Raw genomic sequence first — 23,513 nt, 5'->3', positions numbered from 1 at the left:
TTCTGTTCACTATACAGTCCGCAGCGAAGTCGCTTTTTTTTGGAGTTTTGATGACCATTTCCTCGGCAGAATTACAGGCAATTGCTGAGTTAGCCTCTCTGGACAGCGATTGTGATGACAGCCTTTCCCTCGTTCTTGAAGTCAATGGCATCATTGATTTTGTGGCCGAGTTACGGCAAGTGGATACTCGACAGGTAGCCCCCCTCTTCCATCCTTACGAACTTCACCAACGCCTGCGTGACGATGAAATCACTGAAAGTAACTGCGTGGAAGAACTTGAACAACTGGCCCCTTTGTTTGAAGAAGGATTCTATCTGGTCCCTAAAGTCATCGATTCAGGAAAATAACATGCCCTCTTTGCGTGAGACGGTTTTAGCCTTGCAGCAACGTCAGCTTTCCAGTGTGGAACTGGTCAGGCATTACTTAAAGTTAATTGATAATCACACAGCACTGAATGCATTCATTACGGTGGATGAAGCCCATGCCCTGCAGCAGGCTGCTTTGGCGGATGAAGCCCTTAAAGCCGGGCATTTTGGACTCTTAACCGGCATTCCCATTGCCCATAAAGACATTTTCTGCACACGCCATTTACCCACCACCTGCGGTTCGAAAATGCTTGCAGACTACCGTTCGCCTTATGACGCCACGGTGGTTAGCCGCTTACAGCAACAGGGTACTGTGCTAATCGGCAAAACCAATATGGATGAGTTTGCCATGGGCTCTGCCAATGAAAACAGTTATTTTGGCGCCGTAAAAAACCCCTGGGATTTAACTCGGGTACCTGGCGGCTCGTCTGGTGGCTCCGCCGCCGCGGTGGCAGCAGGCCTTATCCCTCTGGCGACAGGCTCAGACACCGGCGGGTCCATTCGTCAGCCGGCTGCCTTCTGTGGGATTTCCGGCTTAAAACCCACCTATGGCCTTGTCTCGCGTTACGGCATGATCGCCTATGCATCAAGCCTTGATCAGGGCGGCCCCATGGCGCAGAGTGCCGATGATCTGGCGCTAATCCTACAAGCCATGGCCGGTTTTGACGCAAAGGACTCCACCTCCGTTCAACAGGCACTCCCGGACTACTCAGCCAACCTGAATGATTCCATCAAAGGATTGCGTATCGGTCTGCCCCGCTGTTTTTTCAATGAAAAAGTGGATTTAAGTATCCGGGAAACCATCCATACCGCCGTTAAGGTTCTGTGCGATCAAGGTGCAGAGGTCATTGAAATGGATTTAACCCACCAGCCGCTTTGGGTCCCCTGCTATTATGTCATTGCCTGTGCCGAAGCGTCGTCCAATTTGTCGCGCTACGACGGCATTCGTTTTGGCTACCGCAGTCAAAAAAGCAGTACATTAAAAGAGCTTATCACTGCTTCGCGCACTGAAGGATTTGGCACCGAGGTCAAACGCCGCATCCTTACTGGCACCTATGTTCTGTCTTCAGGTTATTTTGACGATTATTACCTGCAAGCGTTAAAGATTCGGCGACTGATTAAAAATGAATTGCTGAGTGCCTTAGACACGGTCGATGTTATTATCGGCCCGACCACACCCACCACTGCTTTTAAACTCGGCGCAAAAGTGAGCGATCCCGTGCAGAATTATTTAGCGGATGTCTTTACCGTTGCGGTCAATCTCGCCGGGTTGCCCGCCGTTTCCATTCCGGCCGGCTTTAGCGAAGGTCTACCCGTGGGCATGCAGATCATCGGCAAACATTTTGCTGAAGCAAGACTCTTAAATGTCGCCCATCAGTATCAACAACTGACTCACTGGCATTTGGCCAGTGCTCAATTAAGGGGTTAACTATGGCATGGGATACTGTCATCGGCCTTGAAGTGCATGTTCAGTTAAAAACACAGGCCAAGCTGTTTTCAGGTTCAGCCAATGCTTTTGGCGGCAAGCCCAATACTCAGTCGTCCTTCATTGATGCCGGGTTGCCGGGTGTTTTACCTGTTCTTAATCAGCAAGCCGTCATCATGGCCATTCAGTTTGGGCTTGCGATTGGCGCGACGATTAATCCCTTGTCTTATTTTGAGCGCAAGAACTACTTTTACCCCGATTTGCCTAAAGGCTATCAAATCAGTCAGTTTCAATCCCCCATTGTCAGTCAGGGTACACTTCAGGTGGACATGGGCGATGCGCCGATGAAGACTGTCACCATTGTCAGGGCTCATCTTGAAGAAGACGCGGGAAAATCCATTCATGATGCACAGGCCGATTTTACCGGCATTGATTTAAATCGCGCCGGCACCCCCCTGCTGGAAATTGTCACAGCCCCCTGCCTCTACTCAGCCGAAGAGGCGGTTAATTACTTAAAAACCCTTCATCAACTGGTACGCTTCCTTGGTATTTGTGACGGCAACATGCAGGAAGGGTCGTTCCGGTGTGATGTCAACCTGTCGCTAAAACCACACGGGTCACCAAAACTGGGTACCCGCACCGAATTGAAAAACTTGAATTCGTTTCGTTTTATTGAGAAGGCCATTGCCTATGAGCAGGCCAGACATCAGGATTTACTGGAATGCGGACAGGCAGTGATTCAGGAAACACGTTTGTTTGATCCCAATACCGAAACCACCCAGGTTTTACGCAGCAAGGAAAACGAGAATGATTACCGTTATTTCCCTGATCCTGATTTGCTGCCCATTGCCATCCATGACGAACAATTAGCAGAAATAAAAAAAACCTTGCCGCCCTTGCCTGCGGCAATCAAAGCCCATCTCCAGGGACTTGGTCACCTCAATGCGGATGATATCCAATTCCTGCTGGCTGCACCCGCCACCTACCATTATTTTGAAGCAGTGCGGGAACTCAGCCAGGCGGATGAAAAAATCATCGTCAATTGGCTGAAAGGCACTTATGCGGCGGCCTTGAATGAGGTGAATGAGTCCTTTGAAAATCCCAGGATATCCGCATCACAGCTGGCGCCCCTCCTTGACTATGCCAGTAAGAAAACGTTTTCCGCTAACGTCCTTAAAGCGATTTTTAATCACCTCTGGCAGGGGCAAGGCACGGTAGACGCCATTATTGCCAGGGAAGGATACCAACCCGTGCAAAACGATCCCCTGCTCGAGGCTCTGGTTAAGCGCACCGTTGAACAATACCCCCAGCAAGCGGCTGATTATCGCGCCGGTAAAGAAAAACTGCTGGGATTCTTTGTCGGGCAGATCATGAAAGAGACCAAAGGGCAGGCGAATCCCGAACAAATCAACCAGCTTCTTAAAAAATACCTCTAGGCAGTAACCTGCACTTAGGCAGGTCACGCCACCGGTTTTAGTATGGTTTCACGATCACCGTCGTTCCAATGTCGATGAAGTTTTCGTTTAACCATTTCGCTGCACTGGGAAGAACCCGCACACACCCATGACTGGCGTTGTAATTGGGTACTTCGTATGCGGCATGGATGGAGTATCCGCCATGGAAGTGCATGCAATAGGGCATTTTTGCACCGCCGCCAGTTTCGATGGGGTAAATGCTGGACGTGCATTCAGGTCCTTTTTTAGAGTAAACGCGGAACGTACCGGTTACAGTGCGGCAACCCCGGCCGACGTCTTCACAGAAGTCCTTACCGCCAGAAGCGCTTCCGGTTTTAATGCGATTGCCTTGCGCATCATAGGCTGCCCAGGCAGTTGCTTTGGGGTCAAAAATGAACACCTTTTTACCCGTGGCTGGACGCGTTTCGGGGAAATGGGCAATCCCTTTCCTGTCTGCAGCCATGGACAGTGTATGATGAGTATAACCCGCATCATCCACAACCACGGTTGACCTGTCCATGGATCCGCAACCAGCAACCAGGACACACATCGGGCCCACAACCAGTAGCTTTTTCATTGTTATATCCTCCCTCTTTTTTTGTTTTATCGGGAGGACGATGAATAAGTTTAGATCTTTTTTTAAATTTTTTTAACTGTTTGTTTTTTCAAGAAACTTTTTGATCAATTTTTGATCTTTTAGGGTGTCTTCCGGAAGAAGGGCGAGAATGGCCAGCTTTAATTGCTTATCACTGCATTCAAAACAACCGCCGCGTGCAGGCATCGCATTTACCCCTGTATCGGCGCGTTGAAATAAAAGCTCAAGTCCGGCTTTAAGGCGCGGCTCCCAGTCCTTGGCCTCTCCGATTTTAGGCGCACCCAGTTCAATCACAGCTTTTACCGCATGGCAATTGGCACAATAATGATCGGCAATCTGCCGGCCTTCATCCGGTCGTCCTTTCACTTCATTCAGAAAATCCTGAGGGTGATGACTGGCAGCCCAGAGAGGAGTCGATACTAATAATAAGAGCTTTAAGAGAAAACGCATCATTAATCACTTTAGTAAGTCCACGAGTATCATAAGCGATGCGGGTTTAAGTATAAAGAGGCCCATCCCATGCGTCTGCGCAAAGAAAAACATCCCTGATTAAAACCATGCTGTGCCGCACCTCCCTGACCCGCAGTAGGTAACCTACGGATGCCGCCCCATCATGAATGCCATAAAGAAGCGCCTTTGCCTCGACAAATAATCATTTTTAAGTCCTTGTTCCTAAATAATTAATAAACCTGGTCTGGCTTTTGCATAGCTAAGCCAGTCAGTTGAGCAGGAGTACCGAGAGTGAAACGGATTTTAGCCGTGTTAGTGTTTTTCCTCAGCGCCCCGTGGGCAGCCGCCCAGGAGAATCAATCCCATGAGGTGCTTAAACAGCACATTGAAAGCTATCTGCTTAGCCAATTAACCGTGCAATACGAAGGCACCGTCAAGGTCAGTACCGAATCAATCGACCCAAGGCTGCAATTAAAACGTTGCGCCGATGACAAACTTGAGGTGTTTAATCCCTATAAATCCGCTTTAACAGGATCCACCACCATGGGCATCCGCTGTCAAGAAATTGACAACCATTGGACGCTTTATATTCCTGCCCGCATCAGCATTGAGAAGCCCGTTCTTGTTGCCAGGCGCAATCTGATTCGCGGGACAGTCATTGGCGAGGGCGATGTGCAATTGGTGCCGATGGATATTTCTCAATTAAAACAAGGGTATTTCTCTGATTTAACCGAGGTGACAGGCCAAGTCGCCACCTACACCATTTATCAGGGCAGTCCGATACAACCCCGCGCGCTGGGAAACCAGATTCTGATTCATAAGGGAGAACAGGTCAGTATTCAGGCAGTCAGTGAATCCTTTAAAATCACCATGGTGGGCGTTGCCTTAAATGACGGGTCTTTGAATGACGTCATCCGGGTCAAAAACTTAACGTCCAAAAAAACCGTCGAGGGGCGGGTCAGCGGCAAAAGCGTGGTTCAAGTCAGCCTGTAGCAGGCTTGCGATGCAGTGTTTTGTCAGGGTAAGATGTAAAAAAGGTTAAAATTTAACCGAAAATAACTAAAGATTTCGCATGAGGAGCCGATAAGAATGGAGAGCGTAATCGAGAGAAATGCTATGGTCAATTCAATCAACGAGACAGGTAACTTCAAGCGCGTGGATACTGAATCCCGCGTACAGCGCCTGCAAAATCAGAAAGAGGGTGAATCTGTCTCCACAGAAGCAAGTTCTGTCAACTTAAGTGATGCCTCTCAGCAATTGGCAACCCTGAAAGACATAATCCTCAAAGAACCGGATGTGGATAACGCCCGTGTTGAATACCTGAAGGAATTACTCCATTCTGGACGCTATGAGATATCGAGCAGTAAAATAGCGAAGAAAATGTTTGATGATATTCAACTGGCTTAAGGATTATTATGACAAAGGTGCAAATGGATTTATCTGCTTTACTGGAACAGGAAATAACCCATCTCGATGCTTTAATTTCGCTGTTACTCCGTGAAAAAGACATCCTGGTCAATCGAAAATTTGACGAACTTGAAGAAATATCAAACCAAAAACAAGCGCTTTGCGCTCAATTGGAAGAAAGCGCAAGGCAACGTATCCAGGTGATCGGAGCCCAGGCCAATGCGTCCGATTATAAAACGGCACTTGGGATTTACCTTAAACAACTCAGTCAGAACGAGGCCAGTACGATTGAGTCACTGAATAAAACACTGGCTGACAAATTAACCCTCTGCCGTGAGTACAATACCATCAATGGTCAGGTTATCACCACCAACATCATTACCCGCCAGGAAATGATTGGCGCGCTCACTGGTCAATCCATGACTGCTGCTCCCAATGTATACACCGCCTCAGGCAACGTCAAACCCGGCTCTGACTCCGGCCATCACCAGAAAGCCTGATATTTAATGCCAAGCCGGAGCAGAACACCTGTTCCGCACCCCTTTGATCATTTTTAATGCAACTACTATGCTTTAGGCGAAGCAAATGGATTGGTTTTGCTCAATTCACTCGATCAAGGAGGATATTATGAAACGCTTACCCCTCATTGCAAGCGTATTAGTCGCTCTCTGCCTGCCTTTGCATAGCTTAGCCAAACAAAACAACGGCGGCGTTGAGGATTTAAAAGGAGTCTGTGAATTATCCGGCGGGCAGTGGCATGGGTCGGAAAGCGGCAACTGGGCCTGTTGCTGGCCTGATTGGGGCTGCTATGGCTGCGTGAACAGTCACTGCAAAATGAAGTGTGATACCCAGCGCTGCAAAGACGCCAATTCAACGCTAAATCCTGGTGCCGGTCAAATCAAACTTAAACAAATCGCGCCCGGTGGCATGCTTGCACCCATAATCCCGGATAAAAAGGGTGTAAAAACCAACATTAAGTCCAATGCCACACCAGCAGCCGTTCAATGATAACCCGGTCGGGCCTCCTGGCCCGACACGGCCCACCAGAAAGCCCAATAATTGACCAAAATGAGTTTGTTGCTATATGATTATCGATTTCCTGGGCATCATTGAGGCAACCATGTCAAAAAACATATTATTCCGTTTTCTTTCTTATCGAAAAAAAAGAAAAAAAAATGAGCTTGAACGGGCCGAATCCGTTACTCTCAAACAGACACTCGACAAAAAGAACTACTTTTTAATTGCACTTCCTCCCATAGACTATCGTTTGGACCATAAAGACCAAACCTATAGCCTGATTAAACACCATGTCAGTGTTTATGAAAATGAATCGCAGGCCAATGTGCATTTGAGTCAGCTTCATTACACAGCTGATTTTACTGACTCAAGCGGCAGCGACTACCGGCTTCATGTCTATTACAACAACAAAGATCAGGTGGTGTCCGGACCGCACTTCAGCATGAGAGTCGGCCAAAACAAATATCGGGAATTGGATTTGTCCTCCGTAAGCCAGGAGTTACTCACGCTGGCAGAAACATCCATCCATGACGTCATTGTTGAAATCAGGGAAAAATATTTACAGACCTATAATCAGTTGGAGCTGGAATATCAACGTCTGGACAACCAATGCAGCCTTCTTTATGAAGTACGAGAGAGTAAACGGGCAGAGTACCTGACCAAGTTAAAAAACTTCATTAAAATAACTCATAATTTAGCCACGTTGACTTCGCATAATCATTATGCACAAAAACACCTCTTTCTCACGCGTATGCTAAAGACCGCGGAGGACGTTAATCCTGATGTGAACGCGGTGCTTGACGCACCAATGACTGCAGCATCGAGTCATGCTTCCTCCAATTCCGGCAAAAAAAATAATGCGTCAAAACGGGAAGCACCCCAGGCTTCGGGCAACGCAAAGGCGAAACGGAAAACGGAAGCTTTGAAAAAAATCAACCTGGGATTGGGGGAAATTGAGAAGCAGGTTGATAGACTTGCAAAACAGTTTGCAAGCCTCACCTCTGCTGAATCATCGTCCAGAGATGAACTGGCATACACCCGAAGCCTTGCTGATTTGTGGGCTCGCTGCAATCAATATTCGCTCGAAGCAGATTTGATGCTACCCTCACAGACTTCCATCGGCAATTCACAATGCCTGAACAAACTGCAACAATTAACCCCAAGTCTTGAAAAGGCCTGCAAAGAGCATTTTTTATATTTATTAAAAACAAAACAGTTCACCGCTGCGAAACTCCTGCAAAACTTCCATTATCTGCTGGATATGAACAGGCTTTGCTCCGCTTTGGAGAACAATAACGCGGAATTACTGGATTTCATTCTTACGCATGGCGATGACCTGGTACTGGACAATCAGGTTCTTATTATTAACAAAAAGAAATACACCAATGCTGTTTCTTTCTGTTATGAAACGCATTCCGTCGACTGCCTTGCCATCTTAATCAAGCATGATGCATCCCTTTTAATCCCTGATAGCCGCGGCCTGCCACTGGCTTATTGCCTGTTAACGGAACCCGGACACCCACTGAAGGGCGTATTGACTGCTTGCCCTGAGAAAACGACATCATCCAGTGCCTTTTATTTTGCTTTGAAAAATGCCCTGCGCTGTTATCTCGATGCGCATACGCTTTCCTCTGAGGTAAAAAAGCAAATCAGCGCCGCCATTGCCTATTATCAGATACAGGCTCACGATCTGCTTTTCAATCGCGACCTGGGCATCCTGGCACAACAGGGTGACTACTCCATCAGTGCGATTACGCTTTTAATGACTAAACCCTTACCGCTTGACTTGCTGGAGGACGAAACGATTCAACTCGCTTACAGTCAATGCATCGAGCGTGCGGTGCGGCATTTCAAATCCCTGCGGCCCAAAGCCAGAATGGAACTGGTTAAATGTTATCATGCCAGTTTAAATGATTTGTCGCAATTATTTCGTTCCAACGACGTTCCAGACACTGATCACCCTGCCAAAATAAAGTTTTTGCAACAGTACCTTTATGATGTGGAAATCCTCTGGGAGGATATGAGCAACTGTGCCCGCGGAATTAGAAAAGCCAACTCCGCTCATGCCCAGCAGCAAGTTCACGCCAACCTTGAAGAAGCGATTAACAACCTGTCCAGCCGGTATAATCTGCCCATGCAATCTTCCTTGACAGACGACACCAGCCTTGAGGAATCCGAGGAAAGCTCATCCCCCGATGGTTGGCTGGATGATTTTACTTCGCTTGTCTCCCCGCCAGCACAAACGAAGTCAAGCTGGATGAATTTCTTTACGCCACGTCCAACCGACGAAAAATTGCCCTCCAATCAATCTGCTCCCACGGCAGAGAAAAAACAGGAACAGGGCAATGTAACCAGCAAATCATTAAGCCATTCTTAAAAAACATCGCCTGCCGGATTCCGGCAGGCCTAATTCCTTAGCGCGCCTGCATACGCAAGGCGCCATCCAGACGGATGACTTCGCCATTCATCAGCTCATTTTCAATGACGTGAATCGCCAAACCCGCGAATTCATCCGGTCTGCCAAGGCGCTTGGGAAAGGTTACTGTGGCAGCAAGACTGTCCTGCACCTCCTGGGGCATGGTCAGCAATAAGGGAGTTGCGATTAAACCGGGCGCAATGGTGTTCACGCGGATGGCATGCTGAGCCAATTCCCGTGCAGCCGGCAACGTCATGGCCACTACCCCTCCTTTCGAAGCGCTGTAAGCCAATTGGCCAATCTGCCCCTCATAGGCGGCGATGGATGCCGTATTGATGATTACTCCCCGCTCCTGACTGGCCGGTTCCAAATCGAGTGTCGTCATGGCATGGGCTGTCACCCGCATGACATTAAATGTCCCGACCAGATTAATGTCAATGACCTGTTTAAATGCAGCGAGAGGCATGGGACCTTCTTTTCCTACCATGCGTTTAGCCGGGGCAATACCGGCACAGTTAATCACAATCCGCGGCACGCCAACCCGGTGAATGGTTTCCTGCAGAGCATGCTCCACCTCGGTTTCCGAACTGACATCGCAGGGTATTGCGGTCCATTCGCCCGGATTTAACTGCTCAACCACCTTATCCCAGATCACGACGTTGACTCCGCGCTGCGATAATGCGTCAGCACACGCTTTTCCCATACCCGAGGCGCCGCCGGTAATGACGGCGATTTGATTATCCAGATTCATCGATTGTTTTCCTGACTATTGTTTTAAATAAGCGTTACTCAATGCTTTAAATTCAGGGGTGCCTGCCTGCCCTACCCATTCGAAAAAAACCATTTCGGAGGTAACCAGTTCAATCCCTGCCTGCTTCATGCGCTTTAAACCGTATTTTAAATCCTGGTCATGACGGCTGCTTACAGCATCCACGGCAACATATACCTGAAAACCCGCTTCCAGCAAATCAACGGCTGATTGTAAAACACAGACGTGGGCTTCAATGCCCATCAAAATCACCTGATTTCTGGCCAGGGCGGTCAGGCTGTCTTTAAACAGGGGCTCGCGCCAACTGGAAAAATGAACCTTGGATAACGTTTTATGACCTGACTGCAGGGGTTTAACCGTACTGCCTAAACCGCTTGGGTATTGCTCGCTGATTAACACAGGCACCTCCAGCTCTTTCGCCAGTCTCATCAACCATTGACACCGCGCTATCGTTTTTTCCGACTCCAGCACAAACGGCGCCAGTTTTTCCTGAACATCGATTAGCAACAGACAGGAATCATCCTTTTTAAGCAGCATGCGTGCTCTCCTTGTGTTTTTTCAATGGCAATCATGGCAAAAATTGCGTTGTGAGACAAATTTTTATTGACAGAAATCAACCGGCATAATTACAATGAAATAATGTTCTATTACGTTAATACATTATTATGAAACATCAGCACAGCGACAAAACCCAGGCAATCCATCATCTCATGCAAGCCATCAGTGTTTTGCAGAATGAAAACGAAGCGGCGGCCTTTTTTAATGATTTGTGCACGCCCGCCGAGTTGGAAGCCATGGCTGATCGCTGGCAGGTCGTCCCCTTACTGCGTGAAGAATTGCCTTACCGCACCATTCATTATCAGACAGGGGTCAGTGTGACAACCATTACCCGGGTTGCACGCTGCCTGACCCGAGGAACAGGGGGGTATTCACTTATCGCAGAACGGTTGGAGCAGTCTTGAAAACACGTATTCGTATCGCCTTACAGAAAAAAGGTCGTTTAGCCCAGGAGTCACTGACTCTTTTACAACGTTGTGGTTTAAAATTCCGCCTCAAAGACAATGCCTTGCTCACGCACGTCGATAATTTTCCTATCGACTTGCTTTTTGTCCGTGATGATGACATTCCAACGCTGGTATTCGATGAACTCGCCGACGGTGGCATTGTGGGTGAGAATGTTTTGAACGAAGCGTCACTGGCCTGCAAAAACAAGCACTACAAGCTGGTGTTACCGCTGGGAAGCTGCCATTGCCGGCTTTCGATTGCAGTACCGGAAAACGGGGCTTACGATTCACCCGGCAGTCTGGATGGGAAACGCATTGCCACCAGCTACCCTCTGCTGCTGCAAAACTACCTTGATCAATACCGGATTACTGCAGATATCCTGCAATTATCGGGCTCGGTGGAAGTCGCGCCCAGACTCGGCATGGCCGATGCCATTTGTGATTTGGTTTCAAGCGGGCAAACCCTTGAGGAGAACAAATTGCGCGAAGTGGCAGTCGTCATGCACAGTCAGGCTGTGTTTATTCAGAGCACTCGACTTGTCCCTGATTCCCTGCAGGCCGTTTTTGATCTGTTAAAACGCCGCATTCAGGCTGTTCAACAGGCGCAGGAACGTAAATACATCCTGTTTCATGCCCCTAAACAGGCACTCGATACCATCTGTCGGCAATTACCGGGGGCAGAGTCGCCCACCGTGATCCCTTTACCCGCCACACCGGATAAAGTGGCGGTCCATGTTGTCTCCAGCGAAGGGATTTTCTGGAATACCCTGGAAAACATCCAATCCTTAGGCGCCAGTTCCATTCTGGTTCTTCCTATCGAAAAAATGCTGGAGTAATCACCATGTTGTCGATTTATACTGCCCAATCGCTGTCCCTTGAGGAAATTGAAAAATTATTCACCCGGCCTTTAAGTGAGGAGGATGTTGAATCTGCCGTACGCCCAGTCCTGAATGCGGTAAAGCAAGACGGCGATGAAGCCGTACTGGCTTTCACCCGGGAGTTTGACCGGGTTTTGGTCAATGAATTAACGGTGTCGTCCGACGAGATAGCCAATGCCCGCATTGACGCGTCAGCTTTAATGGCAATCGAGACGGCCATTGACACGATACGCTGCTACCATGAAGCCGTCAAACCGGAGACTAAACGGATATCAACCGCGCCAGGTGTTTGCATTGAGCGCCAATACCGTCCCATTCAGCGGGTGGGGCTTTATATCCCGGGCGGCAACAATACGCCGTTGATTTCTTCACTGCTGATGCAGGCCATACCCGCAGCCATTGCCGGGTGCCCACTAAAAATAGTCTGCACGCCGCCCGACAGGCTTGGCTGCATTAATCCGCACCTGTTAGTGGCCGCACGACTGTGCGGCGTTGATGCCGTTTACAAGGCGGGAGGCGCCCAGGCCATCGCGGCCATGGCTTATGGCACCCAATCCATTCCCAAAGTGGACAAATTGTTTGGTCCCGGTAACCGTTACGTCACTGAAGCCAAACGCTTAGTCAGCATGGAACCCATGGGACCTGCGATTGACATGCCGGCCGGCCCTTCCGAAGTTCTGATCGTGGCCGATGACAAAGCCAACCCTGATTTTGTCGCCGCTGATTTACTGGCGCAGGCGGAACACGGCGCCGATTCGCAATCGATCCTTCTTTGCACCTCAGTCGCTTTCGCGGAAGCAGTAAATCAATCGCTCATCCGGCAACTGCGACGATTAACACGCCAGGCCATTATTCAGCAGTCACTTAAGCACAGTTTTGCCCTTGTGAGTGCCTCACGGGAACAAACCCTGCACTGGGTTAATGAGTATGCCCCCGAACACTTGATCATCAATTGCCGGGATGCAGCGGACTGGGCATCGCAGATTCAGGCTGCGGGCACTGTCTTCCTTGGTCCCTGGGCCGCTGAAACACTGGGGGATTATGTGACAGGAAGTAATCACGTACTGCCCACAAACGGTTATGCGCGTCATCACAACGGCTTAAGCACGGAAGATTTTTTAACGAGGATGACAGTGCAAACCATTGATCCGCAGGGTCTTGTGTCCCTGGGTGAGGCCGCCTGCGTGCTGGCTTCTCTGGAAGGCCTTGATGCGCATGCCAACGCGGTGAAAATGCGCCTGACAACGATGGAGATTTAACATGTCAATTCTGGATTTGATTCGCCCGGATCTTAAAAACATAACACAGTATGTCCCGGATGGGGATAGGCAATCATGCCGCCTGCATGCCAATGAACTACCCTGGAGCCCAATCCAGTTAAACGAGGTCCCCCTGAATCACTATCCCAGTGCGTTTCAGATGAAGCGACTGGAGCAACGTCTGGCGCAATTGTATCAGGTCGATGAAGACCAACTGGCCATCACCCGCGGCAGTGATGATGGGCTTGATTTGTTAATGCGCCTTTTTCTTCGGGGTAGCAGCGACAGCATACTGCAATGCCCGCCCACGTTCCCCATGTATGCCTTCTATGCGCAATTGCAGCAGGCAGGGATTCGCAATTGCCCTCTGAACGCGGAAGATGAATTTCATTTTTCGCTGGACACTCTCCGTCAGCAATGGCAGCCGGATTGCAAACTCATCATGGTTTGCCGCCCCAATAACCCCACTGGCGGGCTGGTTGACCTGCAGACCGTCAGCGATCTATGTGAACAATGGGCTGGAAAATCGATGGTTATCGCGGATGAAGCCTACATTGAGTTTGCCCGGACAGAAAGTGCTGCGCGCTTAATTCCTCTTTACGACAACCTTATCGTGCTCAGAACCTTATCCAAGGCCTATGGCATGGCCGGTTTACGGGTGGGCAGCATCCTTGCCCAGGCGCCCCTGATTCAAGCCATCAAAGGCATCATGTCCCCCTTCCCTTTCTCCAGCGCCGTTTTGGACCTGGCTGAACAGGCGCTAAGTCGTCGGGACTGGTTTAGTGATACCGTAGAAAAAATTCTGGTTCAACGGGAAATTTTACACGTGCGTCTCAGTCAACACCACCTGGTTGACAAGGTCTATCCCAGCCGTACCAATTTCCTGCTGGTTAAAAGTCCTCATGCGCAGGCCTTACAGCACTGGTTTGCAGAACAGGGCATTGCGGTGCGTCATTTTCCCAATTCGCCCCTTTTACAATCCATGTTACGCATCACGGTAGGCGATGAACAGCAGAATAACCGGTTAATGGCAGCGCTTGACGCCTTCCCAAAACAATGAGTGATTTATGCAAAAAATACTTTTTATTGACAGAGACGGGACCCTCATTGAGGAGCCATCTGATTTTCAGGTGGACAGGCTGGAGAAAATCCGCTTGACCCAGGGCGTTATCCCAGCCCTTTCGCGGCTTCAGCAGGCCGGATTTCAACTGGTGATGGTCAGCAATCAGGATGGGCTTGGGACAGCGTCTTTTCCTGTCGACGCGTTTCAGTCCTGCCACGATTTTATTCTGGCGCTGTTTCAATCGCAGGGCATCGTCTTTAGCGACATCCTCATATGCCCGCACCGCGACGAGGACGCCTGTGGGTGTCGAAAACCAGCGACTGGTCTGCTTGACCGCTACCTCCAAAGCGGCAGGCTTGACAAAAGCAAGGCCTGGGTCATTGGCGACAGGGAAACGGATCGGCAATTGGCTGGGAATTTAGGCGTACCTTTTTTGCCGATTAATCAAAACCAGGGCTGGGATCAGGTTGTGACGCGCCTGTTAACCCGGCAAGCGTCACTTACCCGCCGTACGCGTGAAACGGCTATTGCCTTGCAATTAACCTTAGACAGTGACGAAGACAGCCGCATTGACACACCGATTGCTTTTTTCAGCCACATGCTGGAGCAAGTGGCGCGGCACGGTGGCTTTAGCCTTACACTGGAGGCTCGCGGCGATACTCACGTTGATGAACACCATCTGGTGGAAGATACGGCCTTAATTCTGGGCGAGGCCTTGAAACAGGCGTTGGGTAACAAGTGCGGCATTGCCCGTTATGGCTTTACCCTGCCCATGGATGAGTCCCTGGCCTCGCTGGCCATTGATCTGGGTGGCCGCGCCCATTGTGCCTTTGACGCGCCTTTTACCCGCGAAGCCGTCGGAGGACTGGCTACCGAAATGGTGCCGCACTTTTTCCAGTCGCTGGCCAGCGCGCTGGGGGCAAGTCTTCACATTCAGGTCAAAGGACAAAACCACCACCACATGATCGAAGCCTGCTTTAAAGCCTTAGGCCGTGCCCTGCGCCAGGCCATGGCTGTTGAGGGTTTAAGCTTACCAACCACCAAAGGTGTTTTATGATTGCTGTCATCGATGCCACAGGCAATAACTTAACGTCGCTAGGCAATGCGCTAACCCGTTTGGGCTATGACTATCGCCTGACTCACGACCAGGCCGTGATTGCCGACGCAAGCCACGTGATTTTACCCGGTGTGGGCGCGGCGAAAGCCGCGATGCAGGCTCTGGCAGACAAAGGTTTAATTGCCCCCCTGCGACAGCTTAAGCAACCGCTTTTAGGCATTTGCCTCGGCATGCAGTTATTGTTTGAGCACAGCGAGGAAGGCGATGTCGAAGGGCTTGGGGTATTGCCCGGCCGAATCAAGCGTTTGCCAGTTAAAGACGACTGCCCGGTACCGCACATGGGCTGGAATAAACTGCACTGGTGCAGGGACACGCCTTTAGCCACAGGGCTGACACCCCAGGACTATGTTTATTTTGTGCATGGCTATGCCCTGTTCGACAGCGAATGTGCCGCGGCCTATTGTCACTACAGCGAGCGCTTTACTGCCGTAGTCCAAAGAGGAACGGTTTTTGGCATGCAGTTTCATCCGGAAAAATCAGCCCGTGCGGGCCTCACCTTACTTTCTAATTTTTTACAGATGGAGTCATAATGTTACTCATACCTGCCATTGATATTCAACAAGGTCACTGTGTTCGCCTGCAACAGGGTGATTTCAGTAAAACCACGGTTTACCCCAAATTACCACAGACTTTAGCTCAGCACTACTGCCAGCAAGGCGCGAGACGCCTGCACATTGTGGATTTGGATGGCGCTCAATCCGGTGCTATTCAGCAGTTGTCAGTCATCAAAGCGTTGCAGTCTGTGGGCGCCCGCCTGCAGGTCGGCGGCGGCATGCGCCGTTTGGCAGACGCCCAAGCCTGCCTTGAATTAGGCGTAAGCGAACTGGTTATCGGCAGCATTGCCGTCAGTGATCCGGTCAAAGCGTCGCAAATCATTCACTACTGCGGACCCGAAAACATTGTTCTGGCTGTCGATGTCCGCTTAATTGACGGCATTCCAAGGCCCGCGATTCATGGTTGGCAGACCGACACTGCCTTGTCATTATGGGATGTGATTGAGCAGTACCGGCGACAGGGAGTCAAACAGGTTTTATGCACTGACATTGCGAAGGATGGCATGATGTCAGGCCCGAACTTTGCGCTCTACGAAGAGGCGCTTCAACGATTCCCTGACATGGCCTGGCAAGCGTCCGGCGGCATCCGTCACCACCAGGATTTAAACAGACTGAAAACCATCGGTCTGTCTGCCGCCATCCTGGGCCGGCTGTTGTATGAAACGGATTTTGATTTGCGCACCGCGCTGATGGAGGCTGTCGTATGTTAGCCAAACGCATCATTCCCTGTCTTGACGTACGCAACAATCAGGTGGTGAAAGGCGTGCAGTTTCGTAATCACCGCGTGGTTGGCGACATTCTTGAACTGGCTGCCTGTTACAGTGATCAGGGGGCTGATGAACTGGTTTTTTACGACATCACCGCCAGCAGCGACCAGCGTTCGGTTTCTGAAAACTGGGTCAATCAGGTTGCCGCCACCCTGACCATCCCTTTCACTGTGGCCGGCGGAATTCGTACCCTGGACCAGGCGCGCCGCATTCTCAATGCCGGTGCGGATAAAATTTCCATCAATAGCCCAGCCCTGGAAACACCGGATTTAATTGATAAACTGGCCCACGCCTTCGGCAGTCAATGCGTGGTGGTGGGTGTCGATAGCCAATGGGTTGACGGCGATTATTATGTTTACCAGTACACGGGAGACGAGAATAAAAGGCAAAACGCTCGCCGCAGGACCTGTGATTGGTTAAGGGAAGTGCAGGAACGGGGGGCAGGCGAAGTGGTGTTGAACTGCATGCGCGCGGATGGCATGCGCACAGGGTATGATCGGGTGCAATTGACCGCCGCTCGCGAGCTGCTGTCCATTCCTCTCATCGCCTCCGGCGGCGCCGGTGATGCGTATCATTTCGTCGAGGTTTTTCAACAATGCCGGGTGGACGGCGCCTTGGCCGCCAGCTTATTTCATGAGCAGCGATTAAGCATTGCTGACGTTAAAAACACACTTGCTCAACACAACATTGAGGTGCGACCATGTTAAACCATTTATCGACGCCGCTTGACTGGCAAAAGATGGCAGGACTCATGCCGGTGATTGTGCAACATTACGAAGACGGCCAGGTCCTGATGCTCGGTTACATGAATGAAGAAGCGCTGCGGGTAACGCTTGAGACGCAACTGCTCACTCTGTACAGCCGCAGTAAACAGCGCCTGTGGCAGAAAGGCGAAACCTCGGGCAATACCATGACGGTCATGGCAATCAGTACTGACTGTGACCAGGATGCTCTTCTTGTTCAGGTAAAACCTGAAGGTCCAGCCTGTCATTTAGGCTTTACCAGTTGTTTTCAACCGTCAAATGACAGGCCGCTTGCCTTTTTAGCGGCATTGATTGCGGTTATTCAACAACGCGCAACCGCAACGGATTCACCCAGTTATACCCGGCAATTGCTGCTGAGCGGCACCGCACGCTGTGCGCAAAAGGTCGGAGAAGAAGCCGTTGAAACAGTCATTGCGGCAGTCAAAGGCGATCGCCTTGAATTGGTTAATGAAAGTGCGGATTTGCTTTATCATCTGCTTGTACTGCTTAACGCCTGTGACGTCAGTTTTTATGCGCTGCTCGATTGCCTTAAAGAACGAAACAGAAAACGACACAACCAATAAGGAATTTTCATGTTGATTTATGAAGTCAATTTAACGGTCGATGCAGCCATTGTTGAAGCCTTTATCGGGTGGTTAAAACCTCACATTCAGGAACTGCTTGCCTTTGAGGGCTTTTTGAACGCCACCGTGTCCATGGACAGCGAATCTCAGACGGGTGAACGCCGCACGCTGGTCGTGCATTATTACTTAGCGAGCGAAGACCATTACCGCAATTACATCCGGGATCATGCTCCCAGGATGCGGCAGGATGGTATTGACCGTTTTGGCAGTCAATTCACCGCCACCCGTCGCTTACTTACGGTGCTAAACCGCTATGCTGTTGAATCGGATTAAACCACAGCGAGCAACACCGCAGTCAGGTAATTGCCCTCGGGAAAGGATGGCAGCGTAGGATGGCAACTTGCCGGTCCAAAAATGCCGACTAGCCGAACCTGTTTGCCGACCATGGCCGCCTGACCGGCAGCAAGGGCTGCAAATTCCTGGGCTGACAAAGCCGATGAACAATTGCAGGTCATCAACAGCGACCCCGGCACCATGGCCTTAAATACTTCCCGATGCAGGAAGCGGTAATAGTTTTTCGCGCGATTCAAATCGCGTCTCGAGGGCACAAGCTTTGGCGGGTCAAGGATAATCAAATCATAATCGCCTGCCTGAGCCAGGTAATCACGGGCATCCGCCGCAACCCATTCCACCTGATTCACTCCATTTAACTGGGCATTGCGTATGGCTTGTTCAATGGCCGGTTTGGAACTGTCAACAGCCGTGACTTTCAAGGCTCCTGCTTTAGCCGCATGCAAGGCAAAACCGCCAGTGTAGGAATACAGGTCAAGTACCTTTTTGCCTTTGGCGAGCGCCGCAATGCGCTGGTGGTTTTCCCGTTGGTCAATGAACAAGCCGGTTTTTTGTGCGGTTGAAAAATCAATCTGGAAACGCACGCCGCCCTCGACTATTTCCGTTACCCGGGGATTAATCGCTTCAGCTTCTGCCTCCCAGCCATCCTGACTTAAGGGTTTACTCTGCGAAAGCCAAATCACCTCATCACAGGGTATGATTTCCTGAAGGCAGGCAATGATCTCGGGCCGCTGCGCCTCTACCCAATAAGCAGAACTCGAAACGGCGCAGCAGGTATTGAAGCAATCAATGGTCAAACCCGACAAGCCATCGGCTTCACTGTTGAACAGGCGGTAGGCGTTGGTGGTTTCATTAGGTAGGTTTAAGGCTTGCCTCAGGGTAAGGGCTTGCCGAAGCCGGTGTTTAACAATGCCTGCAAACGAAGAGCAGTCGATTTTTTCAAATGCCAGAGCCAGAACCCGGACACGGTAGAGGGAATGTTCGTTATAAACACCAGTCCCTACCAGCGCTCCCTCGGCGTTCAGGATAGACACCAGTTCACCGGTTTGCAGGTGGCCGGTTGTTTTGGCAATGGCCTTGGGAAATATCCAGGGATGTCCACGCAAGATACTGGACTGTTTGCTCTGTTCAAGTACAACTGAGGCATTCATTTAACTATTTCCCAAAAATGAAAAGTGGGCTAATCTACACCAGAGTATTTAACCGCCGCAAGGCCATTATTATAACAAGAGGTGTATTATGAAAGCTAACTTTACCAAACCAGTCTCCATTTTAGCCAGCCTGCTGTTTTGTAAAGTAGCGATGGCAGGCCCCTGGTACACCGGTCCCTTGCTTGCTCCTTCTGGCCATACCATCCCTAAAGGCCATACCAATCTTGAAACCTATCTGTTTTACAATGACAATGATGGTGTTTACGACAAGCATTGGAAATTAACGCACACGCCAGCCAATATCAGTACCATCATTAACCCTATTTTTTCGCACGGTTTAACCGACCGGCTGGATATACAGTTCATCCTGCCTTATGCCTTTAATCGCTTTCGGGGGAGTTCCTCGCACAAGGTCAGCGACACAGCCGTGACCTTAGGCTATCAGGTGCTTGAACAAAAGGACTCCAAATGGCGTCCTGATCTGCGGTTTACTGTTCAGGAAACCTTGCCCACCGGTCAATACGAACATTTAAGTCCATTTGCCAATGGAACCGACGCCTCCGGGATTGGCAGCTATCAGACGGCTTTAGCTCTTAATTTCCAGCACTTAAAGCCCTTTAATGACACCATTTACCTGCGGACACGTTTAAGCTTGGCCTACATGCACGCCAATGACGTCAGACTGCGTGGTTTCAACACCTTCGGCGGCGCACTGGACACCGATGCGACTCTGGATCCAGGTGATCTGGTCAGTCTTGATTTGGCAGGTGAACTCAGTTTGACTCAGCATTGGGTCGCCGTATTGGAAGGCTATGTCGCTAACCGTCAGGCAACAACCTTCAGAGGCAATCCCGGCACCACAGCCGCCGGCCTGCCGGCGCCTTTAGGCCATGGTACTGTCGATCAGATTACCTATGCACCCGCCATTGAATACAATTTCAATGAGAACATCGGTTTAATCGGCGGCGTGTGGAAAAGTGCCGCCGGTAAAGACACGGGCGAGTTTACCTCCTATGTACTGGCATTGAATGCCTACTGGTAATCAGGACCTCGAGGATCTGCAATAAAATGCTGCCAGCTTTCGGGTTGGCAGACTTTCCGTTACACATCCGGATTTTAATGGCGCCGCACTGGGATTCGCACCCTATCGCAGTCTCCATTAAACATGATAGCATCGCCTTTTTGCTGATAAGGAACAATCATGTGGTTTAGTAATGCCCTCGTCTATAACTACGAATTAAACGAACCCGTCGATTTCAATGCCGCGCTGAGTGAAGAACGGTTAAAACCCTGCCCGCCCCATGCCCGATTTATTTATGGCTGGCTGCCGGCTTATCAGGATGAACTGGTTCAGGAAGTGGCCGGTGTCAATCACTTTTGCCTGGGTAAAGAAGAGCGTATCCTGCCGCGAGGCGTCATCAACCGTCTCCTGGCTGAAAAAGTCCAGGCTCTGGAAACGCAGCAGGGCCGTTCGATCAAACGCGCTGAAAAAGCCCAATTGGCAGAAGATCTTGAGTTTGAACTACTGCCCAAATCGTTTTGTGTCCAAAAACGGTTGCCCGCCCTGCTTGATACAAGCTGCCAGCGTCTCATTATCAACACGGCCAGCGAAAATCAAGCGTCCCAACTCCTTGCGCTGCTGCGCAAATCAATACCCGGAATTCAGCTGGAGCCCTTGTTTCACCCCGAAAATTTAGCGGCACGTTTTGCTGAATGGATTTCGGAGCCGGGTTCTTTACCAAGCCCCTTCCAGTTAGCGTCTGACTGCTTGCTTTTTTCACCAGGTGATGAAAAAAAGCGCGTCAATTGCAAAGGCTATGAGTTACCGGCCGAAGAGATTATCACGCTGTTATCACAGGGTTTGGTCGCCGCTGAAATTTCATTAATCTGGAATGAGCGCATTCAATTGACGCTGACCCATGAATTGACCTTCAAACGCTTGAAATGCCTGGATTACCTGATTGATGAATTCAATGACATCAGTCAACTTGAAGAAAACTACATGCAACGCGACGCTGCCCTCACGTTATTATGTGGCGAATTACGTGCCTTAACCAATGACCTGATGAATGGACTTCAGCAAAAATCCACAAACGCAATTGCCCCATCCCTCGAAAAAGAAGCGTTTCCCGCCTAGCCGCATGGGGCGGCAGGGGTGGCTCACGCTTTCCCTGCCATACTTTCCCCTGCCCTGGCCCGTAAATCAATCAGCGACAGACCGCGAATTTCCCCTTCTTTCGCCGTGAAGTGAATGGCGGTGGAAACCCCCGCTGTGGTGATGTAGAGATGGTATTTTCCCGGTACCAACCCGGTCGCATAAAATTCACCGGCCGGTGTCACGGTTAACGGGATGACGGGATGATACCAGGGATCGGATTGTTTGATGGTATTGGTTTCATCCAGGGTTAATACAATATTACCGTATTGCAGCCCACGCCAGGGAAGCACGCGACCTACGACGCCAGTGCCCGGGCTGTGTGAACGCTTGACCAATACCACTGGCCCCACACGCTGAATTGACCGATTATCCACTGGAATGACGACGGGTTGATAGCCTGGGAGCGCGAACGTCAACGAACGTTCGGCTGCCTGAGCCACAAAATAACCCTCCGGGTCCAAGGGTACATTGCTCTGCACCATGCCCAGGGGCTCCGGTCCCCGAATAATCACTTGCCCGTACACGATAGGAAATTTTTTCTCCCGGCTCAGTTGGCTGGCCTGCTCATCCAGCAACAATGCCAACTCCCTGTTGCCTCGCTCGGCAAGCCATTGCAACCAGTGGTTAAAGTGGGCACTGACTGCTTCGGGTGGCAACTCCAGATGCAGTTTATCCCAGGCATTCACTTCGTCGCGCACGCGATAGGCTATAGCCAGTTGCGCTTCACTCAGGGTGTCAGTCAGGTGATATTTCTCCTTAAGCAAGGCCGCCTTGTTTTTAGCTTCGGCGTGTTGGGAACTGGATAAGCCCTGTTGGTAAAAAGAAAGCAGTGTGTTTTTATCCGGATACCGCTCGGGCAGTAAGCCAACATAAATCAGTTGCCAGGCAAGCGCCATGATACGATCTTTTTTCAGCGTGGTGCCAAAATAATAATTTCTGCCTAAAGACCAGGCCTGATAAAGCTGGTAGTCGCGGCGTAAGGAAGGAATGTCTTCAGCAGTCAGGGCTGGACTGGACCAACCCTGGCTGCTGAATAGCAGAGCCAACAGCCCACAGACTGCGTGGCGAAGCCCTTTTTTAACTGAGCGCGCTGTCATTGAGGGGTTGGTTCGGGTATGTGGCATTGTAAACTGCCAGGGCATCAGCCGCTGCTTTTGTTAATCCCAAAGCCAGATTGGATTTATACAGCAACACCAACCCCGGCTGAGCGGCAGGCGCCTGCGGGTAGTTTTTGACTAAATAGCTCGCACGCTCGGCCGCGGCCACGTATTTTTTACGCTCAAAGAAATATTTCGATGCATTCAGTTCTCTTTGCGCAAAAGTATTTCTTAAATAAATCATGCGCTGCAAGGCATTGGGTTTATAACGGCTGTTGGGAAAACGTTCGATTAATGCCGCAAAATCACTGTAAGCCTGCGCCTGGGTGCCTGCATCCCGCATGGATTCATCGAGGGGGATAACATTGGCAAAAGAGCCGCGAGGTTGATTAAAGTTAGCCAGACCTTTCATGTAGTAGGCATAATCCACGTGCTGGGCGCGCGGATAAAGGTGAATAAAGCGGTCTGCCGTCGCTGCAGTCGATGCGTAATCACCATTTTGGTAGTAGGCATAGATCAAATCCAGTTGCGCCTGCTCAGCGTATTCACTGAAGGGGTACATGGATTCCAGGGCTTCGAGGCGTTTGGAAGCGGTTTGATACTGCCCTTTGGCAATCGCGTCTTTTGACTGATCAAACAACTGTTTGGCGCTCATGCCCTTGTAGGGGCCGTTGTCGTCATCATCGCGTCCCCATTTGGAACAGGCACCAAGAAATAAAATTAGGCTTATCAGGACTACCGCTTTTAATTGTTTCATTTATTAACACCCTGTAAAACGCTCGCCGCCATGGGACGGCAATACTTTGCAAATGCCGCCCATTATACCCATCCTGCAACAATTTGCGAACTCTCGAAAGGATGAATTGACCACTCTTTTCTTTTGCAAAT

General features: G+C 50.2%; 27 protein-coding genes. 20 read left to right on the top strand and 7 right to left on the bottom strand.

Annotated elements, in window-relative coordinates:
* Nucleotides 1–50 precede the first annotated feature (50 nt).
* From gatC to gatB, 3 genes are read left to right on the top strand one after another with little or no spacing between them, the layout of a single operon-like run.
* On the top strand, nt 51–347 hold the full coding sequence (gene gatC, locus GH742_RS07175; RefSeq protein ID WP_203456737.1) for an Asp-tRNA(Asn)/Glu-tRNA(Gln) amidotransferase subunit GatC: 297 nt from the start codon (nt 51–53) through the stop codon (nt 345–347).
* A 1-nt stretch (nt 348) separates the two neighbouring features.
* A complete protein-coding gene (gene gatA, locus GH742_RS07170; RefSeq protein ID WP_203456736.1) occupies nt 349–1,794 on the top strand; it encodes an Asp-tRNA(Asn)/Glu-tRNA(Gln) amidotransferase subunit GatA in 1,446 nt (481 codons plus the stop codon).
* A 2-nt stretch (nt 1,795–1,796) separates the two neighbouring features.
* Nucleotides 1,797–3,227 carry an Asp-tRNA(Asn)/Glu-tRNA(Gln) amidotransferase subunit GatB gene (gene gatB, locus GH742_RS07165; protein ID WP_203456735.1) on the top strand — a complete coding sequence of 477 codons (1,431 nt, stop codon included), beginning with the start codon at nt 1,797–1,799 and terminating at the stop codon, nt 3,225–3,227.
* Between the two features lie 37 nt (nt 3,228–3,264).
* On the opposite strand, the gene GH742_RS07160 is transcribed toward gatB, so the two are convergent.
* Together GH742_RS07160 and GH742_RS07155 are read right to left on the bottom strand one after the other, a co-directional pair.
* A complete protein-coding gene (locus GH742_RS07160) occupies nt 3,265–3,822 on the bottom strand; it encodes a L,D-transpeptidase (protein ID WP_203456734.1) in 558 nt (185 codons plus the stop codon).
* Nucleotides 3,823–3,894: 72 nt separating this feature from the next.
* Complete coding sequence (locus GH742_RS07155) at nt 3,895–4,293, bottom strand: cytochrome c5 family protein (protein WP_239005305.1); 399 nt, start codon at nt 4,291–4,293, stop codon at nt 3,895–3,897.
* Nucleotides 4,294–4,581: 288 nt separating this feature from the next.
* Between GH742_RS07155 and flgA the strand changes: the two genes are divergently transcribed.
* The 5 genes from flgA (at nt 4,582) to GH742_RS07130 (ending at nt 9,091) form a co-directional block, all read left to right on the top strand.
* Nucleotides 4,582–5,283 carry a flagellar basal body P-ring formation chaperone FlgA gene (gene flgA / locus GH742_RS07150; RefSeq protein ID WP_203456733.1) on the top strand — a complete coding sequence of 234 codons (702 nt, stop codon included), beginning with the start codon at nt 4,582–4,584 and terminating at the stop codon, nt 5,281–5,283.
* Nucleotides 5,284–5,379: 96 nt separating this feature from the next.
* Nucleotides 5,380–5,697, top strand: coding sequence for a flagellar biosynthesis anti-sigma factor FlgM (gene flgM, locus GH742_RS07145; protein ID WP_203456732.1), 318 nt, complete (start codon nt 5,380–5,382; stop codon nt 5,695–5,697).
* A gap of 8 nt (nt 5,698–5,705) precedes the next feature.
* Nucleotides 5,706–6,197, top strand: a complete 492-nt coding sequence (locus tag GH742_RS07140) for a flagella synthesis protein FlgN (RefSeq protein ID WP_203456731.1) — start codon at nt 5,706–5,708, stop codon at nt 6,195–6,197.
* 127 nt (nt 6,198–6,324) lie between these two features.
* The gene (locus tag GH742_RS07135; protein WP_203456730.1) at nt 6,325–6,705 is read left to right on the top strand and encodes an acetyltransferase; all 381 of its coding nucleotides are present in this window, start codon (nt 6,325–6,327) and stop codon (nt 6,703–6,705) included.
* Between the two features lie 112 nt (nt 6,706–6,817).
* Nucleotides 6,818–9,091 carry a hypothetical protein gene (locus GH742_RS07130; RefSeq protein WP_203456729.1) on the top strand — a complete coding sequence of 758 codons (2,274 nt, stop codon included), beginning with the start codon at nt 6,818–6,820 and terminating at the stop codon, nt 9,089–9,091.
* Between the two features lie 37 nt (nt 9,092–9,128).
* On the opposite strand, the gene GH742_RS07125 is transcribed toward GH742_RS07130, so the two are convergent.
* Together GH742_RS07125 and GH742_RS07120 are read right to left on the bottom strand one after the other, a co-directional pair.
* Entirely contained in the window at nt 9,129–9,881 is a 753-nt protein-coding gene (locus GH742_RS07125) for an SDR family NAD(P)-dependent oxidoreductase (RefSeq protein ID WP_203456728.1), read from the bottom strand.
* Between the two features lie 15 nt (nt 9,882–9,896).
* Nucleotides 9,897–10,436 carry a hydrolase gene (locus tag GH742_RS07120; protein ID WP_203456727.1) on the bottom strand — a complete coding sequence of 180 codons (540 nt, stop codon included), beginning with the start codon at nt 10,434–10,436 and terminating at the stop codon, nt 9,897–9,899.
* A gap of 128 nt (nt 10,437–10,564) precedes the next feature.
* Between GH742_RS07120 and GH742_RS07115 the strand changes: the two genes are divergently transcribed.
* Genes GH742_RS07115 through GH742_RS07070 form a run of 10 tightly spaced genes read left to right on the top strand, consistent with a single transcriptional unit; the run spans nt 10,565 to nt 18,201 of the window.
* Nucleotides 10,565–10,861, top strand: coding sequence for a YerC/YecD family TrpR-related protein (locus GH742_RS07115; protein ID WP_203456726.1), 297 nt, complete (start codon nt 10,565–10,567; stop codon nt 10,859–10,861).
* Nucleotides 10,858–11,739, top strand: a complete 882-nt coding sequence (gene hisG / locus GH742_RS07110; protein ID WP_203456725.1) for an ATP phosphoribosyltransferase — start codon at nt 10,858–10,860, stop codon at nt 11,737–11,739. The genes GH742_RS07115 and hisG overlap by 4 nt, the downstream gene beginning before the upstream one ends.
* Nucleotides 11,740–11,744: 5 nt before the next feature.
* The gene (gene hisD / locus GH742_RS07105) at nt 11,745–13,040 is read left to right on the top strand and encodes a histidinol dehydrogenase (protein ID WP_203456724.1); all 1,296 of its coding nucleotides are present in this window, start codon (nt 11,745–11,747) and stop codon (nt 13,038–13,040) included.
* A gap of 1 nt (nt 13,041) precedes the next feature.
* Nucleotides 13,042–14,100, top strand: a complete 1,059-nt coding sequence (hisC, locus tag GH742_RS07100; RefSeq protein ID WP_203456723.1) for a histidinol-phosphate transaminase — start codon at nt 13,042–13,044, stop codon at nt 14,098–14,100.
* 7 nt (nt 14,101–14,107) lie between these two features.
* Nucleotides 14,108–15,160 carry a bifunctional histidinol-phosphatase/imidazoleglycerol-phosphate dehydratase HisB gene (gene hisB / locus GH742_RS07095; protein WP_203456722.1) on the top strand — a complete coding sequence of 351 codons (1,053 nt, stop codon included), beginning with the start codon at nt 14,108–14,110 and terminating at the stop codon, nt 15,158–15,160.
* Nucleotides 15,157–15,750, top strand: a complete 594-nt coding sequence (gene hisH / locus GH742_RS07090) for an imidazole glycerol phosphate synthase subunit HisH (RefSeq protein WP_203456721.1) — start codon at nt 15,157–15,159, stop codon at nt 15,748–15,750. The genes hisB and hisH overlap by 4 nt, the downstream gene beginning before the upstream one ends.
* Entirely contained in the window at nt 15,750–16,484 is a 735-nt protein-coding gene (locus GH742_RS07085) for a HisA/HisF-related TIM barrel protein (RefSeq protein WP_203456720.1), read from the top strand. The genes hisH and GH742_RS07085 overlap by 1 nt, the downstream gene beginning before the upstream one ends.
* Entirely contained in the window at nt 16,478–17,248 is a 771-nt protein-coding gene (gene hisF, locus GH742_RS07080) for an imidazole glycerol phosphate synthase subunit HisF (RefSeq protein WP_203456719.1), read from the top strand. The genes GH742_RS07085 and hisF overlap by 7 nt, the downstream gene beginning before the upstream one ends.
* Complete coding sequence (gene hisIE, locus GH742_RS07075) at nt 17,242–17,868, top strand: bifunctional phosphoribosyl-AMP cyclohydrolase/phosphoribosyl-ATP diphosphatase HisIE (protein ID WP_203456718.1); 627 nt, start codon at nt 17,242–17,244, stop codon at nt 17,866–17,868. Before hisF ends, hisIE begins: the two co-directional genes overlap by 7 nt.
* 9 nt (nt 17,869–17,877) lie before the next feature.
* On the top strand, nt 17,878–18,201 hold the full coding sequence (locus tag GH742_RS07070; RefSeq protein ID WP_203456717.1) for a DUF4286 family protein: 324 nt from the start codon (nt 17,878–17,880) through the stop codon (nt 18,199–18,201).
* Here GH742_RS07070 and GH742_RS07065 read toward each other — a convergent pair.
* Nucleotides 18,198–19,370, bottom strand: coding sequence for a class I SAM-dependent rRNA methyltransferase (locus GH742_RS07065; RefSeq protein ID WP_203456716.1), 1,173 nt, complete (start codon nt 19,368–19,370; stop codon nt 18,198–18,200). The genes GH742_RS07070 and GH742_RS07065 overlap by 4 nt on opposite strands.
* An 88-nt stretch (nt 19,371–19,458) precedes the next feature.
* Between GH742_RS07065 and GH742_RS07060 the strand changes: the two genes are divergently transcribed.
* Together GH742_RS07060 and GH742_RS07055 are read left to right on the top strand one after the other, a co-directional pair.
* Nucleotides 19,459–20,412 carry a hypothetical protein gene (locus tag GH742_RS07060; protein ID WP_203456715.1) on the top strand — a complete coding sequence of 318 codons (954 nt, stop codon included), beginning with the start codon at nt 19,459–19,461 and terminating at the stop codon, nt 20,410–20,412.
* Between the two features lie 159 nt (nt 20,413–20,571).
* The gene (locus GH742_RS07055; RefSeq protein ID WP_203456714.1) at nt 20,572–21,507 is read left to right on the top strand and encodes a recombination-associated protein RdgC; all 936 of its coding nucleotides are present in this window, start codon (nt 20,572–20,574) and stop codon (nt 21,505–21,507) included.
* Nucleotides 21,508–21,530: 23 nt separating this feature from the next.
* On the opposite strand, the gene GH742_RS07050 is transcribed toward GH742_RS07055, so the two are convergent.
* Both GH742_RS07050 and GH742_RS07045 read right to left on the bottom strand, forming a co-directional pair.
* On the bottom strand, nt 21,531–22,625 hold the full coding sequence (locus tag GH742_RS07050; protein WP_203456713.1) for a hypothetical protein: 1,095 nt from the start codon (nt 22,623–22,625) through the stop codon (nt 21,531–21,533).
* Nucleotides 22,606–23,382 carry an outer membrane protein assembly factor BamD gene (locus tag GH742_RS07045; RefSeq protein ID WP_203456712.1) on the bottom strand — a complete coding sequence of 259 codons (777 nt, stop codon included), beginning with the start codon at nt 23,380–23,382 and terminating at the stop codon, nt 22,606–22,608. Before GH742_RS07045 ends, GH742_RS07050 begins: the two co-directional genes overlap by 20 nt.
* Nucleotides 23,383–23,513 lie beyond the last annotated feature (131 nt).

The organism is Legionella sp. MW5194 (assembly GCF_016864235.1).
GTDB lineage: Bacteria > Pseudomonadota > Gammaproteobacteria > Legionellales > Legionellaceae > Legionella_C.
Note: the sequence above shows the minus strand (reverse complement) of the source record. Positions and strands in the feature narration are given on the sequence as shown.